Here is a 718-nt window from a genome sequence, read left to right as displayed (position 1 = left end):
CCACCGCCGATAACCAAACCAACTTGAACTCCAAGTTCAACCAGCTCTTTAATCTCTTGTGCCATTCTATCTAACACTTTAGGGTCTATGCCGAAGCCTTCAGCCCCCATTAGGGCTTCCCCACTAAGCTTTAACAAAATGCGTCGGTATGCTGATTTTGGTGTGATACTCATAGTTCGAATTGTCCTCGTAAACCCGTTTTGTCCTATGTCTTTCATCAAATCAATGAAAAAAACATAGGACAAACCGCTTTCCTTTGTTTGACAGGCGCACACTTATTTCTCGCCTAGCTTCACATTTGCGCACTGCATTAGCAATGCTTAAGATGTGCAGCTATAAAAAAGCACCTCCTAAGAGGTGCTCTGTAGTTTATCTAACTATTGCGTAATGCAAAAGATAAACGCTCAATTATTTCTTAGCAGCTTCCATTTGAGCAGCTACTTCAGCAGCGAAGTCTTCAGTCTTCTTCTCGATGCCTTCACCAACTTCGAAACGTACGAAGTTGATTACGTCTGCGCTGTTATTCTTAAGAAGTTCAGCAACAGAGATTGAAGGATCTTTAACGAAAGGCTGACCAGTCAAGCTCACTTCGCCAGTGAACTTCTTCATGCGGCCTGCAACCATTTTCTCAGCGATTTCAGCTGGCTTACCAGACTGAATAGCAATTTCGATTTGGATTTCTTTTTCTTTCTCTACCACTTCAGCCGGAACATTTTCA

1 protein-coding gene is annotated in these 718 nt (G+C 42.6%); it reads right to left on the bottom strand.

What is annotated here, in order from left to right; genetic code table 11:
• Positions 1-408: 408 nt before the first annotated feature.
• Positions 409-718 (bottom strand): translation elongation factor Ts (gene tsf / locus KL866_RS20190; RefSeq protein ID WP_251139865.1); only part of this gene is annotated, 310 nt, incomplete at its 5' end.

This window comes from Alteromonas sp. ALT199 (assembly GCF_018619335.1).
GTDB lineage: Bacteria > Pseudomonadota > Gammaproteobacteria > Enterobacterales > Alteromonadaceae > Alteromonas.
The sequence above is the reverse complement of the archived record's forward strand: the minus strand, read 5'-3'. Positions and strand labels throughout refer to the sequence as shown.